Below are 18097 nucleotides of genomic sequence, written 5' to 3' on the forward strand. Positions count from 1 at the left end.
CGAACGAAATATCTGCTGGTCTTGCTGTAAGACTCGTCTTCACCGAATCTGTCTCGTGAAAACGATACCGCTCTAGCTGTTTTACCCGCTACATCCTGCTCGTTCGCTGTGGAACTCCAATAGAAAGACTCTATCGTATCTGGGAATTTTAATAGCATGAAGTTACGGCTATTCGAACTTAAATATTTTAATTCCAAGAAACTAGCTACTCGCCAGTCCGTATGACCTCCCGTGGTATCAGTCGCGCACGAATCATACGCTTCCGAACTACCTGATATTCCGATCGGTGATACGTTCGTTAGCGTTTGAGGGATTCCAAGCGTATTACAAGAATGTAGATCTACGCTACAATACTGTAATTCCGTTGCTCCAAAAGAACTAGGATTGGCTAACGTTCCGCTACCTCCTCTACAACCGAAGTTCGTTGCATCTCCGCTGAATACCTGACCTTGGCTACAAGTCTTCCACATCAAACCGCTTGTGCTGTCCGTCGTCGTACCATCACCATTGTTCGTAAAACTTTGGAAAAAAATCGCCCCGGCTATCAGATCGTTATCTTCCTCTTCACTAAATCCGTAAGGACTACGATCCAAGTTTTCCTCACAACCAATCGCGAATATACAAAACGCGAATAAGGTAAATAATGATCTTATTATATAAAATACTCTTCTCATCTCTTCTTTCCTTAAAACGCGTGGTTAAAATTCACGAATAACTGTTTGTCTTCTTTTGAAACCGCATAATCGAACATGATAATCGTTGTCTGATTCCAAGCGATCCTAAGTCCAAGACCTCGGGAATATTTATAATCCTTGAGACCTGCCTTATGCTCGTCGTCCCAAACCCGTCCGAAGTCCACGAATGGAACTAAATTGAAGGCAAAATGTTGGCCGGCCACTGAGACCTGATAGAATTTCCATCTCACCTCGAGATTACCCCAACCCATTGCACGTCCCACAAAGCGGTCTTGTTTATAACCTCTTAATGTAGTACGTCCGCCCAATCCGGCGATCACACCTTCCGTTCCCCACATATTCCTATATTCGAAAAACGGAGCGTCGCCTTCAGTAATCGAAAATCCGGCCCGACCTGCAAGAACTAACTTATCGAAAACTTTAGGAAAGGGACTCCAGAAAAATTTCGCCTGAGTAAAATACTTAGAGTAATCGTAATTAGACCCGATCGTTTTTGCGGATTTTTCATACGTTGCCTCTAAGAATACACCTTGGTTCGGATCCGGTTCCAAATCCCGTGTATCATAGACGACTCCCAAACGAAGAGAGTTTACTACCCCTCCATTATATCCTAATATTTTTCCGGCAGTATTGTCCTCTGTGAGCTTAGTGGTGCCGTTGAATGCTTTTCCGGTGGAACTCATAGGAAAACCGTCGAGGATCGGGTCGTTCCCGTTTGTCAAAGTTCCGTCGAAAGTTTTCACAATATTTTGCGAAAATCTCATACCGGCTACTAAACGAACCGTTCCTCCGACGTATGATCTCTCTCCACTTAAGTTGGCAGTCGGAGAAATTATATTGTAACGGTTATATAATGAATCGGTAACTCTAAATCCATTTTGAGATGGAAATCCGTTATACACGGTTCCGTTAATATCCACCGGATCACCCGGCCCACCCGGTCTTGTATAAGCCAAATTCTTTTGTTGATCCGCAAAAGTTGCGTTGGTGTGAACCTGACCGCCGTCTTGATTTCGTTCTTGGTAACTCAAGGTTTGGAGAGAAGATTCTCCCATTCCGAAGTATAAAGTATTCGGGTTGGAATCATAAAACAAACCGCCTCTCAATCTCCATTGTGTTTCAAACACGTAAGGAGCATCGAAAGCGATTTCATGAAATTGCCTTTGTTTGGTAGTATCAAAATATTGAGCGTAAATCCTGAACTTATAAGGGGTGTATTCGAAAAAAGGATCCTCTTTTTTTCCATTATTAAAAAGGAATACGCGGATCCCATATCCTATTCCGGTATTCGGATCCGAATTTAAAAGAGGAAGTCCGGTGGGAAACCAACCCTCCTTCTTCTTTTCCAAATCTTTTATACAGAGCTGTCTTTTAGGACTGATATAGAATGGTAGATCCTTTCTCTCAGGAGGTTTTTCACAACCATCCAAGAGCCCTGGATCCGCGGAAATACTTTGTGTATAGACAAAGGCCAATATAGCGATCAAGCCAATGCGAACGAGGAAATGTTTCATCAGTAACCTGGATTTTTTATAGAATTCGCAAGTTATAATAGTGTCTAAGGCGATGTCAAATTTATTCCGGGAACCCTTTCTTTAGAACAAGGGTCGCGAACTCATAAACGAACCGGATTCTAAAATTATTATAGCAATTGTTCGAAATAAGAATTACTTTTTTAACAATGTTGAAATGTTTCCGTATCGGAAAAATTTTCAGCAGTAGATTTGGAATGAATTTTTTTATTCACCCAATCGGATCAACAACTGGTCTTGGGAAACAATATCTCCCGGCGCTGCGAGGACTTCTTGGACCTTAGCGTCTGTTCCTGCTTTCAAGGCATGCTCCATCTTCATTGCTTCCACTACCGCAAGAGTTTGTCCTTTTTGAACGGAATCTCCTGATTTCACTTCTACCTTGATGATCTTGCCCGGCATAGGACTTTTGATCTCTAAAGACGCCGCCTGAGCATCCGAAGTTTCTCTTCCTTTGATCACAAACTGGAATGTTTTTCCTTTTGTATGGATAAAAAGTTTTCCGCTTCTAAGTAATGCGACACTCCCATCCGGTAAAGAATAAGAACCGTCCTCTTCCCTAGTCCAAGAGTAATGAGTGAGAAGAGACTCCCATTTTTTTTCAGGACCGAAAAGTCTGGACGAAGAATCTCCCAGGTCCAAAACGTATTCTTTTTCTTTCCATTGGAGTCGGAACAAACGGTTCAAGATATTTCTCCCCAAACTCCGTTCGGCCCGACGGCCTCCCATACGGAGGAAGTTTTCACTGTACGGTTCGCCAAAAAGGAAGCTGTTCTCATAAGAGCTTCTTTTTCTTCCCCGGATTCTTCCCAATCTATTTTATGTTTTTCTAAAAAATGAGTATCTGTATTTCCCTTTACAAATTCCGAATGTTCCAAAATCGCTTTTAGATAATTCAGATTTGTGATCGGCCCGAATATAATCGTTTCCTCGAGTCCCGCGATCAGATTTTTTCGAGCTTCTTCTCTTGTTTTTCCGATCCCGATCACCTTAGAGAGCATCGGATCGTAATAGAGAGATACTTCGGAGCCGGTGACTACTCCAGAATCGACTCGGACATTCTGGATTTCGGGGAATTTGGCGAGTTCTATTTTTCCGATAGAAGGTAGGAACTCATTCTCCGGATCTTCCGCATATAATCTGACTTCGATCGCATGTCCACTTTGAGAAGGAGATTTTCCTCCGGTAAACTTTTCGATACTTATACCTTCTGCAATTCGGATCTGCCATTCTACCAGATCGAAACCGGTTACGGATTCGGTAACCGGATGTTCGACCTGGAGTCTTGTATTCATTTCCAAAAAGTAGAATGCGCCGTCTTCTCCCAAAATGAATTCCACAGTTCCTGCACCCAAATAACCGATGGAAGAAGCAGCCTTAACTGCTACTTCGCATATTTTTTGTTTCAGCTCGGAAGACAAGTTCGGTGCGGGAGATTCCTCCACTACTTTCTGATGCCTTCTCTGAATGGAACACTCTCTCTCGAAAAGATGGATCACTTTTCCGGAAGAATCCCCGAAAACCTGGACCTCGATATGTCTAGGATTTATAATATACTTTTCTAAAAACACTCTAGGATCGCCGAAGGCGTTCCCGGCTTCCCGTTGGGCGGATTCTAAGGAAGGCAAAAATTCCTCTTTGGAAAAGACACGTTTCATCCCTTTTCCGCCGCCGCCTGCGCTGGCTTTGATCATGATCGGAAATCCGATCCTCTCCGCTTCTTTTAATAATACGGAATGTTCTTGGGAATCTCCTTCGTATCCTGGAACGACAGGAACTCCCGCCTTTTCCATGGCTGCACGAGAACGGATCTTATCTCCCATTAGGTCCACCGTTTCAGGCTTAGGTCCTAAAAAGGAAATTCCAGCCTTGGAAAGCTCTCTTGCAAATTCGGCCTTCTCGGACAGGAACCCGTAACCGGGATGTACTGCGTCCGCTCCGGTTTCACGGACTGCCTTTAGAATATTAGGAATTACTAAATAAGATTTGGAAGGTTCGGACTCTCCTAAATAATAGGAGAAGTCCGCTGCTTTTACGAAAGGCGCATCCTTGTCCGCATCCGAATACACGGCTACAGTCTCGATACCCAATTTTTTGCAGGTCTTCTGGATACGGAGTGAGATCTCTCCCCTGTTTGCGATGAGTAGTCTTTTGATCACTTGGATTTGGAAGAGACAGGTTCACGCAGGGTTCCGATCTCGGAATCCAATGCGATCTTTTCCTTGCTCATGGTTTCATATAGGAAATCCCTAAAACTCTCCCAAGTATCGTGGGTCCATGGTTCGTATCTTCCAATAAATTTGTAGCCGACTTTAGCATACATAGGTTCCGTTTGGTAGGCGGTGATCCCGGATTTTAGCACTAACACTACAGGGATCTTATTCTCATAAGCGAGTTTAATCATCCCTTTTTGCATAGGCTGGATGACCTCTGAATAAGAATTATGACCTTCCGGATACACTATATAAGAAGTAGTGGAAAGTCCTTTTAATAAATTACGAACGGAAACTGCGATCGTAGCGGCCTTGGATGTCTCAAAAACTTGAGATCCCATTGCCTTCATCCACCAATAAGCTACCAAAGTTTTTTTGATCACCTGGTTTGCAAGATACGGTTTGTTTACCACTAAACAATCATAAGGAAAATCTATTTCGTTTACGTGATTTAAGAAGATCATATGACCCTTGTCCGGGATCTCCATTTCATTCTTTATCATCAGATCCGTTTTGGTCATGCGGATCACGACCGGTCCCCAAGTTTTGGAACCTTTTAGAAAAGCCGCATATTGTTTTTCTCTCTTTCCGATAAGTGCATAAAAAATCCCGGCGATCATAGTGGGAAACGCTACCGTAAGTACCAATCTTAATGTAACGACATAGGTTCGTAATACCAGTTTGCGATACTTAGGGGAAAACCTGCCCAAACGGCTTTCCATAAACTTAAGTGGATTCATGCGAACTATGCTTTAGAACCTCTCCGAACATGGAAAGCAAATTCTTGAGAGACCTTTAGATGGAATATTAAGTTTTAGAAACCGTTGCCACCCAGAGCAGCAAAGACGCAAAGAGCTTTTTATAAGGAAAACAACTTCATCAAATCTCTCCCCTTTGCGACTCTAAGTCTAGAGCGAAAAAAACTTAGCCTCTCTTATAACTTACGATGTTCGCCTTAACTAGATAGCGTTTTCAGAAATAAAAAAGGCCTGTCCTCGTTTGGAAGCAGGCCTTTTTTCCGCTCAGAAGAATCGAAAAATCTTATTTATTAGGCTCGGTTGCAGCTTGTTTTCTTTTCTGAGTTCCCGGAGGTAGTTTGTCTCCCAGAAGTTTTTTACGAGTCTCAGCATCCCAACGAAGATACAACTTATTGTCGACCTCGTCGTCGTAAATTCTGCCCAAAATATCAACAGCGTCTCTGCGATAATCATCAGGAATTCTTTTGTCGAATACAGGGCTCATTTTATTATCTGCACGAACCAGAGGGTTTGTAGAAAAATCGTAAGTGACTCCTTCTACCGAAACAACTTGTCCAGGTGTAACCTCTCCGATCTCGTTGCGAGTCTCTTCGGACTTGGCATCGGATCTTTGCAGATAATAGTTATCGTAAGGATACTTAAGTTTGAAAATATTCATCGCATTCGCTCTTGCGTCCCTGCAAAGATTGATCGCTCCCAAATACATTTCGATACGATGTTTTCTATGCTCAGGCTGAAGTTTCTGGTGTTTCTCCAGATGTTTTTCTATCTTAAGTGCGTTATTCCTAGCTTCCTTGGCTTCTCCCAAGAACTGATAACCTAACTCCATATTTTTTTCGATGGTGTATTTATTCACCACATAATGGAATTCTCTCGGATTGTACATTCTGCGGGTAAAAGGAGCTTCTCTATTCTCCTTAATATCCGCACGGATATAACTGTTTTTTCCGTATTCCACGGAAATATCTACAAGTGCTCTATCCGTAGGATTGTTCGGATTTTTCTTTTCGATCGCGGTTTTTAGGATCTCTTCCGTTCTTTCCACATAACTTTGCGAAAGTTCTTCCAAGAGAAGTTCCATTCCAAGTTGGGACTCCAAAAATCTACGATACGAATTTACGAAATTCCCTTCGAAAAAATACAGAAGACCTTCTTGGTATAATCTTTTTAGTTCTTTATACTTCGCGAGTCTTTCCCCGTCTGCTTGGGTTTGACCGGTTCCGGAAGCTTTTACTTCTCCCGGATAATTTCTTACGACAGGCTCTATCTCTCTTAAATAAGTTAAGAGCTCTATCCGCTTCTTATACGATTTCATAGAAACGGCTTCGCCGTGTAATAGAACTGGGGCGACTAACATCGCGATCATGAAAACGAGAAGTTTTTTCATTGGCGGACCTTTTCCTTAGCTTCTCCCTGCGGAGATCGGGTTCAACCCGAAAATCGTGCTTTTCTTCTTAGTCTATCGGTTAGAATACGGTGAGAATTGATGCTTCCGGCTCGATTTTTCCGGAAATTCTTCGTATGACAGCAACTGCATTAGCCCAAGGCAAAAAAATCTCGTTTCGGAACAAGGAAGATACGGTCTGCCCTATTTGTAGCGAGGTACACCAAAGGGAAAGTATGTTCCAAGGGGGGGGAAGGCTGATCGCAGGCAAACTTACCCAGGAATTACGTCGCTTATACGAAAAAAACAAAAAATTCGGCAGGGTTTCCCCGAATGATTACGTCCTAAACGTTTGCCCCCGTTGTCTTTATACGGCATTTCCCAAGGACTGGTCCGGCCTAGATGCGGACGAACTCGCTAAACTGCGAGAATCCGCAGAGGTTCGACGCAAAAACATAGAGTCCATTATGGGACCTACGGATTTCTACCAAGAAAGAAATCTGATCCTGGGCGCTGCTTCTTATCTTTTAGCGATAGAATGTTATCAATCCAGAAAAGTGACGGTAGCTCCTACACCAAAAAAAGCAGTCTGCGCTGTTCGCGGGGCCTGGTACTTCGATGATGTGAATACGGAATTTCCCGGTATGGGTTACGACAAGATCCGGGACCTTCTCTACCAAAAAGCGGCAGGCTGGTACACGGAAACGATGGAGATCATGCAGTCCGGTTCCGAACCTGTGGATGCCGCTTCTTATCTACTCGGACCGGATACCGACAAAAACTGGGGATTTGACGGAGTCATTTATCTCTCCGCCTATCTTACTATGAAGTTCAAGGACGAACTCGCATCGGATGCTGCTTCCAAACTGAACCTTCTCATTCGAGCCAAAAGAACTCTTTCTAGATTGTACGGTTCAGGTAAGGCGTCCAAGTCCAAACCATCCGTCATCATCGATATGGCCAAAGAACTCTATGATGAGTACAATAAGATCATAGATGAAATGGGCGGAGAAAAATAAGAGACGTTCCTCTTTTCTTCCTCCTATTTGTTTCATTCTGCTTCCTCTCCTAACTATGACTGAAGATCCTAGAAACTATGCTTTGCTGATCGAATTCGACGGTGGATGTTTTTTTGGATACCAAAGCCAGAAACAATCTCCCACAGTTCAGGAAGAAATAGAAAAAGCGTTGGAAGTTCTGTTGAAAAAACAAACCCGGATCTGGGGAGCAGGAAGAACGGATACAGGTGTTCATGCAAGGGGCATGGTCGTAAATTTTAAGACGGATTCCCCCATTCCCAATCTGTCGAAGTTCCTACTCGGAATGAATGCACTCACCGACCGGGGTCTGGCAATCCATGAAATAGCGGAAGTTCCCCTGAATTTCAACTCTCAGTTTTCCTGCACGGCGAGAGAATACGAATATCTTTTGGTGAATGCAAGGTTTCCTAGACCTATTTGGAAAAACAGGGCATTTTGGTATCAACATCGGATTGACGTTTCGCGCTTAAGAGAAGAACTGGAACTACTAAAGGGAGAGCATGACTTCAGAAGTTTGGCAAAAGCCACTTCCATGCGGAACCGTAGGACCACAACTCGGGTCATTTATGATGCGAGCCTTTTGGAAAGTGAAGAAGAGCCCGGACTTCTTCGTTTACGAATCAAGGCAAACGGTTTCCTCCATAATATGGTCCGGATCCTGACCGGAACACTTTTTGAAATAGCGATAGAGAAGCGCAAAGAGACGAATATATTGAAAATACTTTCTTCCAAAGATCGAACCATCGCAGGGATCACCCTACCTCCTTACGGATTGTATTTTCTAAAAGCGTACTACGATTCTTTTACTCAAATTGATCGTATGTACCAAAACAGGAAAGAATACGGCGGAGTTCCCAGATGAAAAAACTCCTTCCGATTGCATTTTTCCTTTTTCCCTGGGTACAAACATTTTCTTATCCGGACCAATTAGATAACAAAGCTGTAAAATATCTGGGCGGAAATCCCGTTTCTCCTCCTATGGATTTTAATAAGATCGGGAACAGTTTTAAAAATGGTGAATTGATCCTAGCCCAAGCAGGAGGGAATCTTCCATCTTCAGGACTTACACGCTCGGACAAAAAAGACAACACGGACGACGAGGAATTAGAAGAAGAACTTCCTACATTCTATGATAATAGAAAACCGGAGATCGGCGCTTGGGTAGGAGCTTCTAACCCGTTCCCCGGTTCCGAAGCTCAGAGATATTTGGATACAACTTTAGGTGGTGGATTTTTTTACAGAGTTCCTTGGCCTTGGATCTTTTATGTGGAAGTAGGAGCTTCTTATTCCAACTATTTGTCCAGATCCGAAAGAGCTCTTACGACGATCCCGGTATATAGCGCCCTTTGTTATAAACTTCCGTTCGAACTTCCGATTACTTTTATGGTCAAGGCGGGATTCGGAGAAACCTACGTGGTTGCCAGACCGGCTAATACTTCCCGCTGGAATGATACATTATTCGCCGGATTTGAGGCAAGTTTCGTAGCAGGAAAAAAAATCCGGATCGGGATCCGACTGGATTATAATAAAATTTTCGAATCGGATTTGAATTCTCCGGCGGAAACTAAATATCCTTACGTAGGTCCAACTGTAGATCCTAGGTTGAATAACCCGTATTATTACAATAAAGTGGATACAGAATTTTTCCATTTCGGTTTAATGGTGAGCGTATTCTTATGATTTCCAAAACGAATCGTTTTCTATTTCTATCTTCCTTTTTGTTCGCACTCGTTTCGGATTGTAAGGTAGGAGATTGGGAAGGAAACGCCACAGATAATCCCGTAATCAGCACTCTTTTTAATAGTAGAATGTTACTTCTACTCAAAGGTACGTATGCAACCGACAGTCCTTTGGATTTTACCGAGTATAATAACGGTACTGGTGATGTATACATGGATCCGTCCGGTGATCCTACCTTCAATTTAAGCGCTCTTCCTAAAATGGCAAATCTACCTATTTATATCGATATAGGTGAGATCCGAATTTCTTCCAAATACCAGGACGGTCTAAATAATCTTTCTCAGATCAGAACAGCTGTCGCTGCAAAAGCTTTCTGGGACAATGTCGCCCCAAACAGAGAAGTATATTGTACACAACCATATACCTTAAACGCAAACACTTGTCGATCGTTGAACGGTGAATTTAAAATGATCCAATTCTTAAACGGAGAAGGAGCGGAATATCCGTCGAACGATCCAACTTCAGGAACGTCTCTCGGATTCCCAAGCCAGTATTATTACACCGGAACGTATATTCGTTCTTTAGTGACAGGTTGGGGAAATTCTCCGGGTGTAGACCTGACCAAAGTTACCTTTTTTGACAACTACGGTGTTTATGGATTTAATATAGTTCCAAGGCTTGCGTATGCGGCAGGAACTACCGACAAATCAGGATATCCTTTAGTGTTTCCGCTTCTTTATTCCGTTCAAGCGGGAGAGGCGGATATGGATTTTAAACCCGGATTCGAGCCTTACATCTTTGAAGTTAGAATGAACCTGAAAGAAAACTTAATGGTACATTCCATTAAGGCGGCGGATGGAAGTACTGCTGCAACATTGATCTCTATTAGCGATTGGAAAACGAGACATTCAGGTCAATCGGATATAGGCGGGGGGATACTTTCCAGATCCAGAACGATCTATCCAAGCGGCGCTTCTTCACTTGCAATCACCGGCGGATCCGGAAATCTGACACATTATTTTGCCGTTTTTAGGGAAAATGAAACGGATATTCTCACAAAACTTCCGTTAGCTGCAACACCTGCAAGAAGCGGAACGTCAAGGATCAAATACATCAACCCTGGAACTCATAAATTATATTGTCTTTCGGATACTTCCTACGTGGACGGGTTTCCCGATACCATCGTAGGAACTCCGCTTACGTTTTCCGTTCCTGAGAACGGAAACATGAGCACGATCTCTTTATCCTATTCTTGTCCGTGAGTTCGCACGGAGATCACAAAGGACACAAAGTTTAGAAGTTACGGATGTAGGAACTCCAACACCAGTAAACTCTTTGTGTTCTCCGTGTGCTCTGTGCGAAATGAATTAAGTTCTCCCGAGTATTTCTTCCTGTCTTCCCATAAGTCTGACAGAAAGTCTAGGCCCGATCTCCTGGACGATCCTGGAGGCAACATAGTTTCCCCATCTTGCCGCATTCTCGAGAGAAAATCCGTGAGTGAGTCCGTATAACACACCTGCCGCAAAACAATCCCCTGCCCCTGTGGTATCTAATAAGTTTTGAGCAGGAAATCCGCCTACGTGACTGATCGTTCCATTTACGGAAACGAACGCACCGTTAGCGCTGTCGGTCATCATAACATTCTTACAAAGTGAAGAGATAAATTTTAAGGCGTCTTCCTTGGATTCGGTGGCAGCTAATGCTTTTGCCTCCTCTGCATTACAAAAAATTAAATCACAATATTCTTTTGTAAGTTTTAAGAAGTCCTCTCTGGAGCGGTTCACACAAAACGGGTCGCTGAACGTAAATGCCACTTTTACTCCCGCTTTTTTGGATTCTTCCATAGCAAGAAGACAGGCTTCCTTGGTGGAAGGTCTGTCCCAAAGATACCCCTCCACATAACTATAAGAAGAAGCTTTCAGCCGTTCCAGGTCCAGGTCCTCTTTGGTCAATGTGGAAGAAATTCCCAAGTGAGTAAGCATTGTCCTTTCGGCATCGGGTGTGGTTAATATCACACAGGTTCCGGTATGCCCTTCTTTGGAAGGAGGAACTTCAAATAAGATCCCCGCTTTCTCCATATCTTGTTTATAAAATTCTCCGTAAGTGTCCTCGGTAACTTTTCCGGTGTAAGTTCCCGTACCGCCTGAATTGGCGAGTGCAATCATAGTATTTGCGGCACTTCCACCCGATCTTAATTCTTTTTTATGTCCGTCTAAAGCGGTAAGTACACCACCCTGGACTTCCGCATCCACTAGGGTCATAATCCCTTTGTTCCAGCCCATTTTCTGCAAAAAAGAATCTTCGGTTGGGATCAGAATATCCACAAGTGCGTTCCCTATCCCGAATACGTCGTAATGTTTCATTTTTTCTCCGATATAAAATATTAATAAAACGTCATATAGATTGGCGGGTCCACTCTATCAGCTCCCATCCATTCCAGGAGGTCTCGTAAACGGATTTACCTCCCACTTGGGAAAGAAGAAGCTCCAGGAACTCTTCCTTTCTTTCCGTGATCACACCGCTGAATAAAAAATGATCCGTATGAAGATTTGCGATTTTCTCCATGTTTGCCTTCAAGACTGCAAATGTGATATTTGCCATACATAGATCGAATTTTTCGGAAAGGATCTTAGGATGATCGAATCCACCTTCTTCGACTACTAAAACTTGATCCGATATGCCGTTTTCGTCCCGATTGAATGTGGAAGAACGTACTGCATTTGGATCTATATCCACGGCTATAATTTTGGAAACTTCCAATTTTGCCGCCGCCACGGATAAGATCCCGGAACCGGTGCCTATGTCTGCAACCCTCTTTCCTTTCAGATCGATGGAGCCTAACCTGGATAAAACCAAACGAGTGGTTTCATGATGCCCGGTTCCGAAAGCAAGTCCAGGGTTGATATACACCGGGACGGAATCTTTTTGCCCCAATATTTTGTTTTTTTCCCAGTCGTCTTTTTCCCAGGTGGGCACTACCCAGAAAACTCCGACAGAAAACGGTTTATAAAATTCCTTATAAGCTTCTTCGTATTCTTTCGTTTCTATCCATCTGGATTCGGCAAAAGAATTCTCCGGGGCAACCGTCTGCAAATAGATCCAGATCTTAGCTTCGGACTCGGCATCGTCTTCCGCTAAATACACTCTGATCGGAGTATTGTCGGAGATGATCTCTTCTCCGGGTTTTCTAGCCTCTTCCCTATCGAATAGGATCTCGTAATATCCCGCCACCTTCCATTCGTCCAAGTACGCGGAAAATTCTTCCGCAAAATCTTTCGGAATGGAAACTCTGATTTCTTTGTATTTCAACGGATTATCTCAGGAACCGATCGGGAGACGAGGTCTTGTCTTGGCTGTTCTTCATTCAATATTTTATGGATCTTTTCTTCTTTCATATACACTCTTCTGTCTTTTACGATCCAGACCCAGATTCCTACGAAGAGCGCTGTCGCCGCCCAATGTCCGAACCTTCCCACAGGGATCACAAAAAAGTCGAATAACCCATGTTGTACGACCGCAAGCAAAAATCCGGAGAGGATGTACCAATATTTTTCGGAAAATAATCTTTTGTTACTTTTGATCAAGCAGAGGGCAAAACAAAGATTTATAAGCAAATGTGCATTCGAAGATTTTAATGTTCTAATAATGAAAGTATGGATCCGATCGTCTTCTTTTGCGGTGAGAATATAATGGTAATTTTCTATTCCGGCAAAACCTAATGCAACAAACCCGCCCACTAAAAATGTTTCCGGAAGGAATTCCTTCCTTTTCCAATCATATGCCAACGAGAGAGATAAGGTTACGATCAGAATGGATTTACATAATTCTTCCATCATTCCCGCTTTTACGAACGCTAAAAATGCGGTTTGAGAAAGTATGGATTTTGCCGTTTTTGCGTTTATCTCGGTTTCAGGCCAGATCCAAGCGCTGGCACGAAGCACCAACTCTGTGGAGATCCAACCCAAAAGTAATGCGAAGAATATTATAAAAAAGACACGTTTATTTCTACCGGTATCCGGCTGGGTATAAATGAGATAAAATCCCCAGGGGAAAATACTTCCGATCGCGTAAAGAATTACTTCTAAACTCATAATTCCTCCATATAACGACCGTCGAACATATTCACCAATTCCTGCTGTAAGGGAGTTGGCATAGCCTTCGCATCCAAAGGTCCGTTCCAAAAAAGTTCCGTGACCCTTATATAACCTTTTGTTCCGGGAGGAGGCATCATTGGAGATAAGTTTTCTATCAGTTCTAAAGTCCTTTGATCTTGTTCCGGATAAGGAGAACTTTGAACAAGTTCCACATCCACAACTTCCCCATCGGGAGTGATCGTATAAGCAACAACGCAGGAATAATTCCTAGGAGCACTTCTCCAGTAATCCATAAAGGATTCGAAAGTCCTCATCTTTGCGGAAATATAATTGGAGTAAGTAGGGGGAAGTTTTTTTCCTTTGATCCTCTTAACTTCTCCTTTTACCCTTCCCTCATCAGAAGGTTTTTCCTCCGGAATTTTTTCGCCTTGAGTGCTGTTCGGTGTTTCCGTTCCGGTGATGACCCCGCCATTTAACCCTTTTACCTCGTCCGGAAGATTCGGATCTATAAAATAGAATTCCGCATGATTCTCCGGCGTATAATGATCGGTAGGGCGAGACTTACTTTCTTTTTGGAAAGCGATCGTAGTCGGCATAAGTAGGATCAAACAGATCACGATTAAGTGAACTAAAACGCTTAATCCAAGATTGTTCTCAAAGCCGGGGCTGAGACCCAAGAGAGGGGTTTTAGAATAGAAAGACCTACGAAGTAACCAGCCGGAAAACACGTTAATCGAAATCAAAGCGACTAAGATCGCAGACCAGATCCAAATGGAAGATGCCACTTCAAAAAACTTTTTATCGGAAATCCCCGGTTTTAATCCTAAACTTGCTAAAAAGCGGATCCCCAATGCGGGTTCCCACCAAGAAAAGAAGAAAGTGGCAAATAACAATAACCCGAGCAAATATACGAATAGGATCGGAAATCCTTTCCACAAACGTCCCGTATAGATATGGCCCCATCCGGCTAAGATCATATCTCTTACTTTTGCGTTCGTACGTTTTCTAGCGGAAGCGGGCAGATCTCCTTCTTCTTTCGCGAATGAATCCTTTGTCTGCCTTACAAACCAGGCCCAAGGTCTACGAAATAAGAAAAAAGGCCTTTTGCCGGATAGAAGTTCCGCAAGTCCGATCGACGTAAAAAAGAAGATCCAAACGCTTTCGGAAAAAACGGCAAAGGTGGCCATCTTTGCCCGGAAAATATCGGAGTACGTTAGATAATGTGTAAATAGAATTAAACAGAATACGGTTAAAAATACTAGGACCGGATTTAAGATCAGAGGCCTTGGATCTTCCGGTTTTAATCTTTCTCTTAAATACTTTGCCTGTAAAAAGAATACTGCCAGACCGAAGAAGAACATTAGAGTCAGAACAGGGAAACCGAATGCGCTTGGATCTTCCGAATTGAGTAGAACGAATGCCGAAAAAATCTCTTCCGCTTTCGGAAAAATTAAGAACAAAAGTTCCAGAGAAAATAAAAACAGTCCCAAAACAACTTGTAGAAGAACGGAATGGAAAGCCGGCCGACGGACCCTATCCTCTTTCGGAAATAAGAAGATAACTCCCAAGGGAAAAAAGATCCCGAATCCTATCATGGAGATAGGAGAGGTCCAAGAGAGAAAATTGATCCCCCAAAAGACTAGTTTTTCCTTCTGCGAAATTTCCTTTTTCATTCCGAATGTCCTTGTCCATTGGACCCTAGCTTGTTCCGGAAGCAAACAAGAATTGAAGGAATTCCTACGAATTTAATACTTTATCACGAATCCTATTCGAGAATCCTTGGACCTATGGAGAAAAAAGAAACCCTAGATTCCTCTCTCAAGGATATCGTATCCGTTTGTAAAAGAAGAGGATTTGTTTATCCCGGATCCGAAATTTACGGAGGACTTTCCAATACCTTCGACTATGGCCCTTACGGTGCCGAACTTCTCCATAACTTAAAAAGACTCTGGTGGAAATATTTTGTCCACTTAAGAGAAGACGTTGTAGGATTGGATTCTTCCATCCTTCTGAACCCGAAAGTTTGGGAAGCGTCCGGACACGTTTCCAATTTTAACGATCCGCTCATCGATTGTAAAAATTGTAAGACCAGGATCAGAGCCGACAAATTTTTGGAAGACCAAAAAGGAGAAGGCGCCGCCACAGGATTGACCTTAGAAAAAATGAACGAGGTTATCAAGGCGGGAAATTTTGCCTGTCCAAACTGCGGCAACAGAGGAACTTTCACGGAAGCCAGGGATTTCAACCTGATGTTCAAAACTTCTCATGGAGCTTCCGCAGAAGATTCACAGGATATTTATCTTCGCCCGGAAACCGCTCAAGGTATATTTATCAATTTCAAAAACGTTATCGCCACGACCAGGAACAAGATCCCATTCGGTATCGCGCAGATCGGTAAATCTTTCCGTAACGAGATCATGGCAAGACAGTTCGTATTTCGAACCAGGGAGTTCGAACAAATGGAGATGGAATTCTTCTGCGAACCGGGAACACAAAAAGAATGGTTCTCTCACTGGGTTGACTATTGCCTTAAATTTTTAACCGATCATGTGGGCCTTAAAAAGGAAAACTTGAAAGTCAGAGAACATGAAAAGGAAGAACTTTCCTTTTACAGCGAAGCCACTTCCGATATAGAATACAAATACGGATTCGGATGGGGTGAACTTTGGGGGATCGCATCCAGAACGGACTATGACCTTTCCCAACATGAAAAATTTTCCGGAGAAGATCTGAAATACCAGGACCAGGCCGCCAACAAAAAGTATGTGCCTTATGTAGTAGAGCCTGCACTCGGCTTAAACCGTTTATTCTTGGCGGTCGTTTCTGACGCGTATGCGGAAGAAAAACTGCCGGACGGCGAAACAAGAACAGTTCTTCGTTTTGCTCCTCAGGTAGCCCCGGTGAAGATCGGGATTTTTCCCCTCATGAAAAAAGACGGACTTCCCGAACTTGCGAAATCGATCTATACAAACCTATCTTCTTTAGGGAACTTAGAATACGATGAAGGCGGCGCTATCGGAAAAAGATACCGTAGACAAGACGAGATCGGAACCCCTTATTGTATCACGGTAGATTACGATTCTCTAAAGGACAAAACTGTCACCGTAAGGGAAAGAGACAGTATGTCTCAAGAAAGGATCTCGATCGATTCTTTGAAGTCTTACTTTGCGGATAAGATCCTTTAATCAGGGATTGTAGTTTCGGATATCGTCCCTACATTCTTGTCCTAATAACAAAGGAGTAGCAGGGCTGAAAGTTTCCACCTTGGTGTCGTCTAAAGCCCAGAACATTCCGCAAGTTTCGTTGATACAATGATTTCCATGCTCTTTATCTTGGTGGGAAGAATATAAAGGAATCCCTGCGTTCACAAGTCCAAGAGCATGTCCAAGCTCATGTGTCACCGTAATTTGCTCCGCCTTCTCAGCTTTGTCTGGCGAAACAATAGAATCAAATTGATCTATCATATCCTTAAATACAAAGATCACAGGAGGTCCAATCCCCAAAACTCCGGAAATCGTAACTGCGATCACACCGGGTGCATCCGCCAATTGCCCTCTTATATACATGATAAAAAAACTAGTGGATTGGAAATCGGAAGATCTTTTTCTGTATCTAGGAACGAGATCCAAAAGTTGGTTCACACTCCAGGTGGTTCTATTTTGGTTCGGTATCTCGCTCATTTCGGAAAGATCGGTAGGCACAGTGACTGCCACCGAATAACCTCTGTCCGCAAAAACATCCTGCATATTAGTATCAGTCACATTCCAAATATTAGAACCGCCGATCGTAAAATTCCCGGTAAAAGGTTGTGCATCCGTTTCATACGCAACTTCAAGATCAACGGATCTTACAGTGGAAAAATAAACGGAAGAACGATCGGGATCGCTGAGAATGAGATAATCCAAAGCGATATATCCCAAAACTGCCGGCGGTAATTCCGATTTGCCGTTTTCGCAATTGATGAATGAGAAGAAGGATAAAATTATAAGTGCTCGAGAGATCATTTTGCCTTCGTATTAATAACAACCGGAATCGTTTCTTTTTTTACTTATTTGAAAAAAGAAGAGAAAGTTCCCTTCGATTACAATAAAAAATACTCCACAAACTTCGGTCATTTGCAAAGTTTTATTTTAATGTCTGAAAAAGTTTTGGAGATAAGGTCCATTCTCCCCCAAAATAGGGAGGCTGCCATTGAATTGCTAAATCAATTTTTTAGAATGGTCAATAAACTCCCTTTAGACGGATTATTCAAGATCCGCCCTAGAGCGGCCGCTAAAATGGTGGATATTTATCTAAAACTCAGGGCTACAGACAAAGTATTATTCATCGGCGGGTTTTTAGGAGAAGAGCTAGTCTCCCTTCTCATTGCGAGAGTAGAAGAAAAACCGTATCTCATTGAGGAGAAAAATTTATTCATAGACTTGGCAGTTACCAAACAAGGCAAAAGAAAGTCCGGTTATATGAAACCTCTCGTCGAAGAAACGTTTCGTTACGCAAAAGAAAAAGGGATCTTAGCGGTAGAATTGAGAGCGATCTCAGAGAACAAGGGAGCTGTGGAATTCTGGAAGAAGATGGGATTCGATCCGTTTTATGTGAGATTTAGGAAATCAGTGAAGTGAAGACGCAGAGTTAAAAGAGACACAGCGTTATTCTCACGCAGAGCCACGATGCTGCGGAGATAAGATACGTAGCATGCGGCCT

At 42.9% G+C, this 18097-nt stretch carries 17 protein-coding genes; 6 read left to right on the top strand and 11 right to left on the bottom strand.

Translation table 11 applies throughout. The features are described from left to right. The 6 genes from LEP1GSC192_RS15340 to LEP1GSC192_RS15365 all read right to left on the bottom strand — a co-directional run. On the bottom strand, positions 1–674 hold a 674-nt coding region (locus LEP1GSC192_RS15340), incomplete at its 3' end, for a DUF1566 domain-containing protein (protein ID WP_020770932.1). 11 nt (positions 675–685) lie between these two features. Further along, positions 686–2209 (bottom strand): DUF5982 domain-containing protein, encoded by a 1524-nt coding sequence (locus LEP1GSC192_RS15345; RefSeq protein ID WP_020770959.1) that lies wholly within the window; start codon positions 2207–2209, stop codon positions 686–688. Between the two features lie 225 nt (positions 2210–2434). Then, complete coding sequence (locus tag LEP1GSC192_RS15350) at positions 2435–2914, bottom strand: acetyl-CoA carboxylase biotin carboxyl carrier protein subunit (protein ID WP_020770954.1); 480 nt, start codon at positions 2912–2914, stop codon at positions 2435–2437. After that, complete coding sequence (locus LEP1GSC192_RS15355; RefSeq protein WP_020770923.1) at positions 2911–4386, bottom strand: acetyl/propionyl/methylcrotonyl-CoA carboxylase subunit alpha; 1476 nt, start codon at positions 4384–4386, stop codon at positions 2911–2913. Before LEP1GSC192_RS15355 ends, LEP1GSC192_RS15350 begins: the two co-directional genes overlap by 4 nt. Beyond that, positions 4383–5180 carry a 1-acyl-sn-glycerol-3-phosphate acyltransferase gene (locus LEP1GSC192_RS15360; protein ID WP_036090526.1) on the bottom strand — a complete coding sequence of 266 codons (798 nt, stop codon included), beginning with the start codon at positions 5178–5180 and terminating at the stop codon, positions 4383–4385. The genes LEP1GSC192_RS15355 and LEP1GSC192_RS15360 overlap by 4 nt, the downstream gene beginning before the upstream one ends. Positions 5181–5481: 301 nt before the next feature. Continuing rightward, positions 5482–6585 carry a hypothetical protein gene (locus LEP1GSC192_RS15365; RefSeq protein WP_020770965.1) on the bottom strand — a complete coding sequence of 368 codons (1104 nt, stop codon included), beginning with the start codon at positions 6583–6585 and terminating at the stop codon, positions 5482–5484. Positions 6586–6719: 134 nt separating this feature from the next. Here LEP1GSC192_RS15365 and LEP1GSC192_RS15370 point away from each other — a divergent pair, with 134 nt between their 5' ends. From LEP1GSC192_RS15370 to LEP1GSC192_RS15385, 4 genes are read left to right on the top strand one after another with little or no spacing between them, the layout of a single operon-like run. After that, on the top strand, positions 6720–7601 hold the full coding sequence (locus LEP1GSC192_RS15370) for a DUF2225 domain-containing protein (protein ID WP_036090529.1): 882 nt from the start codon (positions 6720–6722) through the stop codon (positions 7599–7601). Between the two features lie 55 nt (positions 7602–7656). Next, the gene (gene truA / locus LEP1GSC192_RS15375; RefSeq protein ID WP_081603613.1) at positions 7657–8484 is read left to right on the top strand and encodes a tRNA pseudouridine(38-40) synthase TruA; all 828 of its coding nucleotides are present in this window, start codon (positions 7657–7659) and stop codon (positions 8482–8484) included. Further along, the gene (locus LEP1GSC192_RS15380; RefSeq protein WP_020770903.1) at positions 8481–9302 is read left to right on the top strand and encodes a hypothetical protein; all 822 of its coding nucleotides are present in this window, start codon (positions 8481–8483) and stop codon (positions 9300–9302) included. Before truA ends, LEP1GSC192_RS15380 begins: the two co-directional genes overlap by 4 nt. Beyond that, the gene (locus tag LEP1GSC192_RS15385) at positions 9299–10564 is read left to right on the top strand and encodes a hypothetical protein (RefSeq protein WP_020770958.1); all 1266 of its coding nucleotides are present in this window, start codon (positions 9299–9301) and stop codon (positions 10562–10564) included. Before LEP1GSC192_RS15380 ends, LEP1GSC192_RS15385 begins: the two co-directional genes overlap by 4 nt. Positions 10565–10669: 105 nt before the next feature. Here LEP1GSC192_RS15385 and LEP1GSC192_RS15390 read toward each other — a convergent pair whose 3' ends face one another. The 4 genes from LEP1GSC192_RS15390 to LEP1GSC192_RS15405 are packed head-to-tail and all read right to left on the bottom strand — an operon-like array spanning position 10670 to position 15069. Continuing rightward, complete coding sequence (locus LEP1GSC192_RS15390; RefSeq protein WP_020770930.1) at positions 10670–11665, bottom strand: adenosine kinase; 996 nt, start codon at positions 11663–11665, stop codon at positions 10670–10672. Positions 11666–11696: 31 nt separating this feature from the next. Continuing rightward, positions 11697–12611, bottom strand: a complete 915-nt coding sequence (locus LEP1GSC192_RS15395) for a 50S ribosomal protein L11 methyltransferase (RefSeq protein WP_020770940.1) — start codon at positions 12609–12611, stop codon at positions 11697–11699. Further along, positions 12608–13393 (bottom strand): PrsW family glutamic-type intramembrane protease, encoded by a 786-nt coding sequence (locus tag LEP1GSC192_RS15400; protein WP_020770931.1) that lies wholly within the window; start codon positions 13391–13393, stop codon positions 12608–12610. Before LEP1GSC192_RS15400 ends, LEP1GSC192_RS15395 begins: the two co-directional genes overlap by 4 nt. Further along, entirely contained in the window at positions 13390–15069 is a 1680-nt protein-coding gene (locus LEP1GSC192_RS15405) for an energy transducer TonB (RefSeq protein ID WP_020770964.1), read from the bottom strand. Before LEP1GSC192_RS15405 ends, LEP1GSC192_RS15400 begins: the two co-directional genes overlap by 4 nt. 114 nt (positions 15070–15183) lie before the next feature. Between LEP1GSC192_RS15405 and LEP1GSC192_RS15410 the strand changes: the two genes are divergently transcribed. Continuing rightward, positions 15184–16581: a glycine--tRNA ligase gene (locus tag LEP1GSC192_RS15410; RefSeq protein WP_020770943.1), complete on the top strand. Its 1398-nt coding sequence runs from the start codon at positions 15184–15186 to the stop codon at positions 16579–16581. Here LEP1GSC192_RS15410 and LEP1GSC192_RS15415 read toward each other — a convergent pair whose 3' ends face one another. After that, a complete protein-coding gene (locus LEP1GSC192_RS15415) occupies positions 16582–17400 on the bottom strand; it encodes a hypothetical protein (protein WP_020770970.1) in 819 nt (272 codons plus the stop codon). Between the two features lie 129 nt (positions 17401–17529). On the opposite strand from LEP1GSC192_RS15415, the gene LEP1GSC192_RS15420 reads away from it, so the two are divergent. Next, positions 17530–18015, top strand: coding sequence for a GNAT family N-acetyltransferase (locus LEP1GSC192_RS15420; protein WP_036090554.1), 486 nt, complete (start codon positions 17530–17532; stop codon positions 18013–18015). The last annotated feature ends 82 nt before the right edge of the window (positions 18016–18097 follow it).

The organism is Leptospira sp. B5-022 (genome assembly GCF_000347035.1).
GTDB lineage: Bacteria > Spirochaetota > Leptospiria > Leptospirales > Leptospiraceae > Leptospira_B > Leptospira_B cinconiae.

What these genes read in the sequence shown, in the direction of transcription:
- truA (WP_081603613.1), top strand. Translation starts at nt 7,657, where the DNA reads ATGACTGAAGATCCTAGAAACTATGCTTTGCTGATCGAATTCGACGGT.
- LEP1GSC192_RS15385 (WP_020770958.1), top strand. Translation starts at nt 9,299, where the DNA reads ATGATTTCCAAAACGAATCGTTTTCTATTTCTATCTTCCTTTTTGTTC.
- LEP1GSC192_RS15360 (WP_036090526.1), bottom strand. Translation starts at nt 5,180, where the DNA reads ATGAATCCACTTAAGTTTATGGAAAGCCGTTTGGGCAGGTTTTCCCCT.
- LEP1GSC192_RS15415 (WP_020770970.1), bottom strand. Translation starts at nt 17,400, where the DNA reads ATGATCTCTCGAGCACTTATAATTTTATCCTTCTTCTCATTCATCAAT.
- LEP1GSC192_RS15420 (WP_036090554.1), top strand. Translation starts at nt 17,530, where the DNA reads ATGTCTGAAAAAGTTTTGGAGATAAGGTCCATTCTCCCCCAAAATAGG.
- LEP1GSC192_RS15390 (WP_020770930.1), bottom strand. Translation starts at nt 11,665, where the DNA reads ATGAAACATTACGACGTATTCGGGATAGGGAACGCACTTGTGGATATT.
- LEP1GSC192_RS15365 (WP_020770965.1), bottom strand. Translation starts at nt 6,585, where the DNA reads ATGAAAAAACTTCTCGTTTTCATGATCGCGATGTTAGTCGCCCCAGTT.
- LEP1GSC192_RS15405 (WP_020770964.1), bottom strand. Translation starts at nt 15,069, where the DNA reads ATGAAAAAGGAAATTTCGCAGAAGGAAAAACTAGTCTTTTGGGGGATC.
- LEP1GSC192_RS15345 (WP_020770959.1), bottom strand. Translation starts at nt 2,209, where the DNA reads ATGAAACATTTCCTCGTTCGCATTGGCTTGATCGCTATATTGGCCTTT.
- LEP1GSC192_RS15370 (WP_036090529.1), top strand. Translation starts at nt 6,720, where the DNA reads ATGACAGCAACTGCATTAGCCCAAGGCAAAAAAATCTCGTTTCGGAAC.
- LEP1GSC192_RS15410 (WP_020770943.1), top strand. Translation starts at nt 15,184, where the DNA reads ATGGAGAAAAAAGAAACCCTAGATTCCTCTCTCAAGGATATCGTATCC.
- LEP1GSC192_RS15380 (WP_020770903.1), top strand. Translation starts at nt 8,481, where the DNA reads ATGAAAAAACTCCTTCCGATTGCATTTTTCCTTTTTCCCTGGGTACAA.
- LEP1GSC192_RS15400 (WP_020770931.1), bottom strand. Translation starts at nt 13,393, where the DNA reads ATGAGTTTAGAAGTAATTCTTTACGCGATCGGAAGTATTTTCCCCTGG.